This window comes from Blautia sp. OF09-25XD, from assembly GCF_003482095.1.
GTDB classification, from domain to species: Bacteria; Bacillota; Clostridia; order Lachnospirales; family Lachnospiraceae; genus Fusicatenibacter; species Fusicatenibacter saccharivorans.
In genome coordinates this window covers 1-6387 of record NZ_QUMG01000035.1, presented here as the reverse complement: position 1 = coordinate 6387, position 6387 = coordinate 1, and the positions used below count along the sequence as shown (strand labels likewise).

6 protein-coding genes are annotated in these 6387 nt (G+C 41.1%); 2 read left to right on the top strand and 4 right to left on the bottom strand.

Annotation, left to right across the window (positions count from 1 at the left end):
• The first annotated feature begins 182 nt into the window (after window positions 1–182).
• Window positions 183–1115: a helix-turn-helix transcriptional regulator gene (locus DXA93_RS17385; protein WP_118596000.1), complete on the top strand. Its 933-nt coding sequence runs from the start codon at window positions 183–185 to the stop codon at window positions 1113–1115.
• Between the two features lie 117 nt (window positions 1116–1232).
• Here the strand turns inward: DXA93_RS17385 and DXA93_RS17380 are convergent, their stop codons facing one another.
• The 4 genes from DXA93_RS17380 to DXA93_RS21085 form a co-directional block, all read right to left on the bottom strand.
• On the bottom strand, window positions 1233–2828 hold the full coding sequence (locus DXA93_RS17380) for a glycoside hydrolase family 43 protein (protein ID WP_117762240.1): 1596 nt from the start codon (window positions 2826–2828) through the stop codon (window positions 1233–1235).
• 53 nt (window positions 2829–2881) lie between these two features.
• A complete protein-coding gene (locus tag DXA93_RS17375) occupies window positions 2882–4789 on the bottom strand; it encodes an endo-1,4-beta-xylanase (protein ID WP_117762241.1) in 1908 nt (635 codons plus the stop codon).
• A gap of 124 nt (window positions 4790–4913) precedes the next feature.
• Window positions 4914–5339 carry a helix-turn-helix transcriptional regulator gene (locus DXA93_RS17370; RefSeq protein WP_158583313.1) on the bottom strand — a complete coding sequence of 142 codons (426 nt, stop codon included), beginning with the start codon at window positions 5337–5339 and terminating at the stop codon, window positions 4914–4916.
• An 80-nt stretch (window positions 5340–5419) separates the two neighbouring features.
• A complete protein-coding gene (locus DXA93_RS21085; RefSeq protein ID WP_442857950.1) occupies window positions 5420–5770 on the bottom strand; it encodes a cupin domain-containing protein in 351 nt (116 codons plus the stop codon).
• 213 nt (window positions 5771–5983) lie between these two features.
• Between DXA93_RS21085 and DXA93_RS17360 the strand changes: the two genes are divergently transcribed.
• On the top strand, window positions 5984–6346 hold the full coding sequence (locus DXA93_RS17360; protein ID WP_119208884.1) for a hypothetical protein: 363 nt from the start codon (window positions 5984–5986) through the stop codon (window positions 6344–6346).
• Window positions 6347–6387 lie beyond the last annotated feature (41 nt).

The following is a 6387-nucleotide window of genomic DNA, read 5'->3' as shown; positions in this document are numbered from 1 at the left end:
TTCAAATTTACTTTTTATCTATTTATTATTGCCTTATTTGCGTCAAAATGTTACACTTATCTTATAAAATCATTGTGTATTTCATTTCTTTTTTGTGCTTTATTTATAATATTCACCAAATTAGGCGAGCGCCAAAAAACGCAAAATTTAATTATTCTTATTTTGCTATTATAGGAGGAAGTATGACGAAACTTTTTAACGGAAATCATTTAGATCTATACAGTATCAACAGCGATTTTACCGGTTCCAGATATTTCACAATAGATCAGGAAGAAGTAGAATTCCATAACGCTACTACTATACGCATCTGGTTCAATGAACAATCGGCGGACTTCCCTTCCCACTGGCATACCGCCATGGAAATTCTGATGCCGGTTGAAAATTACTACGATGTCATCGTTAACGACAGCAGCTATCACCTGCTGCCTGGTGAAATTTTAGTAATTCCTCCCGGCGAACTCCACGAACTGATTGCTCCGAACGAGGGGAAACGATTCGTTTTCCTGTTTGACATCACTTTAATTACCAAACTGAAAAGTTTCTCCGGCATTCAGTCCCTCCTGGCGCAGCCGCTTTATGTCACTCCCGAAACTTATCCTAAAATTTACAACGACATATACCAGTTGCTTACGCAGATGTGCAACGAATATTTCAGCCAAAAAGAATACAGCGAACTGATCATTTACTCTCTGCTTATCAATTTCTTTGTCAAATTTGCCTACAATCGCATCAACGCAGAAGCTTTGTTTCCAAAGGTTCAATTAGATAAACAGAAAGAATATATACAGAAATTCAACGCTCTCATGACCTACATAGACACGCATTATACGGAAAATTTAGATCTTGAGACCGTTGCCAAATCTGTCGGTTTTAGTAAATATCATTTCTCCAGACTGTTTAAGCAATATACTAATTTCACTTTTGGAGACTACTTATGTTACAGACGCATCAAAGCCGCTGAAGAACTTCTGGCCAACGCTGACCTCTCCATTACCGAGGTTGCTATCCAGGCAGGATTTCCCAGTATCTCCACTTTTAACCGGCTCTTCAAGCAGCACAAAAGCTGCACTCCCAGCGAGTATCGTTCCAAAGAACATACTTTTCATAACCCATAAAGCAAAACACCCCCAAACCCTGCCGCTTGTGCAGATGTTTGGGGGTGTTTTATTTTACGACCGCAGTGCATTTAAAAATTCATTCCTGTGTATCTTTTGTTTTCCATTCGACAAGTATTATCTGTATATAAATTCAGAAAATCCCGCACTGCCTCCAATTTCCTTTGTAGCGTATATGAACAATCCAAACCGACAGCCGGTAAAATGATCCATCTTGAAATACAGCTTCTGGCTGATTCCTATCTGTTTCCAACCTTCTCCTGCATCATAATAGAATCTTGCTTCATCTTTCATGTTTTCAAATTCTGCTTCCACCCTGAATTTCACGTGATCTGTATGGATTTCCACTTCTTCCTGCAGAATGCCTGCCTGCGTGTCCTTCTCCATTCCCTGCAGAGATGCGTTATCCGCCGGGCGGTTCTTCATTACTGCAAACAATTTTCCGTTCTTCTTTGTGACAGCCACAAGACCGTAACATCCCTGTAATGCACAAAGTCCTGCATAATCACCGTCTTTCAGCAAAGAAGCATCTACCGTTACCTCCCCAACACAGCCCGGAAAACGCATTCTCTGCGTCAGGGTATTTTTCGCCTGTGTTACATTTTTGCAGAGCTTATCCGTGGTAATTTCCACTGTTCCAGTCTCGAAATCTCTTTTGATCAGAGACAAATCCGGTTCATGGTTGATCTGCCAGCAGCTTTTCAACCCAAAACTGTCATAATCATACTGTTTCGTCATTCTTCCGGATGCCTTTACCTCTCCATCCACAGAGAAACCGCCCTTAAAATCATCACTCTGTACCAAAGGAAGATATTCATATCCCGGTCTGGTACTTACCGTTTCAAAATCAGCCGGTACTTTTCCGTCCACACCAAACACCGGATAATCCTCTTCCCATCGGATCGGAACCAGTACCGGAATACGCCCCACTGCCCCTCTGTCCTGAAACAACACTGCATACCATTTCCCATCCGGAGTGTCTACAATTCCTCCCTGGGCAACTCCCTGATTACAATATCCCATATCATCATTCAGCACATCGCCGCCTGTGAATTCTCCTTCCAGAGAATCCGACACGAAACATGCCTCCACCCGTTTCCACTCTTTTCTCAGAGAGTGAATAAAGAACAGATAGTATTTACCGTTTATTTTATAAAAATGAGTACCTTCATAACCAAGGCCGGGATGTCCTTCGTCCTTGACAACAATTCTGTCGATACCGCCTTCTTTCGGACCGCTCAAATCCGCATCCAATTCCTGCAGACGAATGTATTTGTTTCCCGATGCTATGTAGACTCTGTCATCATCATCAAACAAAATGGAACAGTCATGATAAAAGCCCTTGATATAACTCTTTTTCCACGGTCCTTCGATAGAAGGCGCTGAATAAATGTATGTTTTCCCGGTATCATTTGCCACAAAACACACATAAAAGATTCCTTTATGATAACGCAGGGAAGCCGCCCACATTCCCTGTCCGTATATATTTTCCTCCCCTTCTATTTTCTGTCCCGGAGTGGAATCCAATACATCATAGACATAGGATGCATGCTCCCAGTTTACCAAATCGTAAGACCGCAGAATTTCACATCCAGGCATAAAGTGCATCGTTGTGCTGACCATATAGTAAGTATTATCGACCCTGATGACATCCGGATCCGGATAATCCAAACGGGTGATAGGATTTATTTCCTGATTTCCTGTATTATTCATAGTTATCTCCTCTCTATATACTGCATAATTCTTTCATAGGAATCCCGTACCAGTTATACGTTGTTCTCAGCACCTGCCGCATTCTGAGAAACAACAGAAATATCAATATCATCCACATAAAAATCAGCGCTTCCGTCCGTTTCCAGATAAAGATTTGCTGAATTTAAATCCTCCGGAATCGTGCACTCTGCCGATACTTCCACCCAATCATCCGAAGCATTTTTTTCTATGAGCTGTTCGGATACCGTTGTATCTAATCCCATTCGGATCTTTTTATCCTGTGTTTTAACAAATGCTGTTATTTTCACAGTTCTGCCAATATAAGAAGACAGATCCATCTTCATGGATGCATCCTGTTCGCTTCTGCTTATTTTAAGAGCATATCCTATTACGGCATCTTCTGTATGATTTTCTGTATTTACCATTGTAATGACCGACTGATGTCCTGTTCCACGGCTGTAAACCCCTACGCTCTGCGGCGTTACTGTTTTCGTTTTACCGTCCTCCACATAGGGTTCAAAAGAAACATGCATATCTTTTGCGTTAACAGCGAGCTTAACCGCTGTCAATGAGAACTCCTCACCTTTTCCGGCCATAACCATCGCTTCAAAAGCGGGTTTCTTTGACAAGTCACCATTGAAAAGCAACGGATTTACATCAGTTCTCCAGGATGCGTCATCGGTCAATCCCCATATTGTGACGGATGTAAGATTTACCCCACCTTTTACTTCCTCTATCAACCTTGCAAAAAAATCATAGTAGAACTTTGCCTGGTAGAATTCTGCATTTGCGTCACTTCCTGTACAACCGACATCCAGCTCCGTGATATGTATTTCATCCACAGCTGCATCATACTTTTCCAGCGCAGTCATATACTGTTCAATATTCTGCGTGTCATCCAGATGACCCTGCATTCCAATTCCATCGATTAGACCATCTCCATATATGGTTCCATCTCCATCCGGGTGAATCACCGGACTGGTAACTTTTTCATGATTTTCATTCCATGGTTCTTCCGTCAGAAAATGTACAATTGCATCGCTACGGGAAACCACCCATTCATTATAGTCGTTATAAAACAGTTTTGGCTGAATAGAAGACAGATCATCCGTTTCCGGATTCAATCCATAAAGGGAAGCATACTGATTGGAATACAGAACTTCTGCTTCTCTTGCGTATAAAAAGCAGTAATACAGATAGTCCGGCCCTATAATCTGATACCAGTAACTATTGCGCAAACCATCCGGCTGACTCTCATCGCATGCTTCGTTTACCACATCCCATGCATAAATAATATCAGCATACCCATTCCGATAAGTGTACTCCAATACTCCATATATATAAGTTTTTAACCTTTCCAGCAAAACTTCACGGCTCACCAGACAATCTTCATCCAGAACATCTGTATCGCTAACCGTCAGGTTTCCACCAGAATATGCTTTAAAATCTTTTGCAAAAATAGATGGATTGACCTGTGCATGCCACACAAGTACATGTCCACGGACTTTTACTCCATTTTCTTTGGCCCAATCCAATAATTCCTCCGCCGCAAAATCAACGGTAAACAACGTTTCCGATGAGGCATCAAAATTGTAAGCCGGTTTGAATTCATTGCCAAACGTAATACTGTTATACATTCTGCTGATTAATGCTTCTTTCTCCGGATTACCGATTTCTGCAAGCTGATTGTTCCAATGGTCAATGGCTTCACAGCCGGTTCCCAGCATAAAATATTCTTTATAAAGTTCATCCAGTTCCTCATAAGAACTGGTATCTGCATATTTTCCTGTGTTGGTTTCTGATTCTTCCTGCATGATTTCCACCCTTTCTACCGTCTCCGATTCTTTTTGTGATGTTTCAGACTCTCCTTTCGTCATCTGTTCCGCAAATACGCCAAAGAGCATCGCAACCGCCGCTGGCAAAATGATCAACATCCACTTTTTGTTTTTTCCTGTTTTCATCCCAAACGCATTTCCCCCTTGTCTTTTAGCATCTCCCACATGATTTTATCTAAAGTGTAACTTTTTTCTTCTTTTTTTTCTTCTTATCACTTGCTAACCTGCTCCCATTTGTTGCTGAATGTTCTTAAATGATGAAAGTACTATTTTTTTCTGTCGTTTTGCGATATTCTGTGGGCGTCATCCTCATGATCTTAAAAAATGCCCGGTTGTAGTAACTGATATTGTTGAATCCACAGGAAAGAGCGATTTCTGTTACTTTTTTGTCTGTCAAAAGCAATTGATTGCAGCTTTGCAGGATACGATATCGTATCAAATAACGAAACGGTGTCATTCCTGTTAATTCCTTAAAGGAACGACAGAACTGCCCTTCACTCAAATGGGCATATTCTGCCAATTCTTCCAAAGTGATATTCTGATGATAGTTTTTGTGTATATAAACAAGGGAATCCGATAACTGATCGGCATTTACATAAAATGCTTTCTTTCCTCCGATTTTGGATATGTGGTGATGAAAAAGCTTATCCCATATCAATAAAGAGGTTCCCCTCATATAGAGTTCTCCTGCCTCCTGGTTTTGAATGATCTGGTTTAAATATGTAAGAATCTCTTTCTGCCAGTCAATCCCCTCCGTCAAAACCGTCGCGAAAGCCAGATTATTATGCAGCACCGGCAGTACATAGGTGTTATAACTGTACGTTTCAGACTCTGGGAACAAGAACATCGGCGATAAAACAAAAGCATAAAACGCCGGCGGGATTTCTGACCGACTATTGGCGTAATGAAGCAGCCAGGCGGAATAAAAATCCCATCTCCCGCCTGCAGGACATACGATCGATCTTCCATATGAACGGTGATTTCTCCCTGTACCAGCACTAAAAACTCCATTTCATGATGCCAATGGAGATATAACACCGGTTCATGATCCACGGCCGCCTCGGTATAGTGAACCGAATACGGAGCCGCTTCTGTCTGATGTGACATATTTTCATAAAAAGAGTCATTGGTATAAGAATTCATAAAATCTTCTCCCCGGAATTCATATTACAAAAACCATATCACGAATTTTTTAACACATCAAGATTGTGTTAGTTTTTATCAAGAAAAATCAAGCCATCAAAAGTCATCATTGCTATAATAAATTAACAGAAATCCAATGCTGTTACAAATAAGATGAATTTCAAGAGAGGTGTATGCATGGGAAAAATAGTGTTAGAACAGAATCGATTGATCTTTCAGAGAAGAGACGAACTGGTAGTCATTGAAGCATACGGCAGGAACTGTCTGCGAACCAGAGCGACCAGAAATGCCTGTATCTCGGATGAAAACTGGACCTTACTTCCGCCTGCGACGGAAGACAACTGTATCATAGAGGGAAACGAAGATTTTGCCACAATTACCAATGGAGATGTGAAAGCCACGATCGAAGCGGGATTTCCATGGTATGGCGGCATTATCTGTTTTTACCGAAAAGACAAATTAATTTTAAAAACTATAAATGAGCAAATCCAAAATATTGCACAAAAGAAAGACACCCTCTGTAGAAGGATGTATAATTGAAGTACCAACAAACAACATACTCACTCAAACAAGGGGGTGTC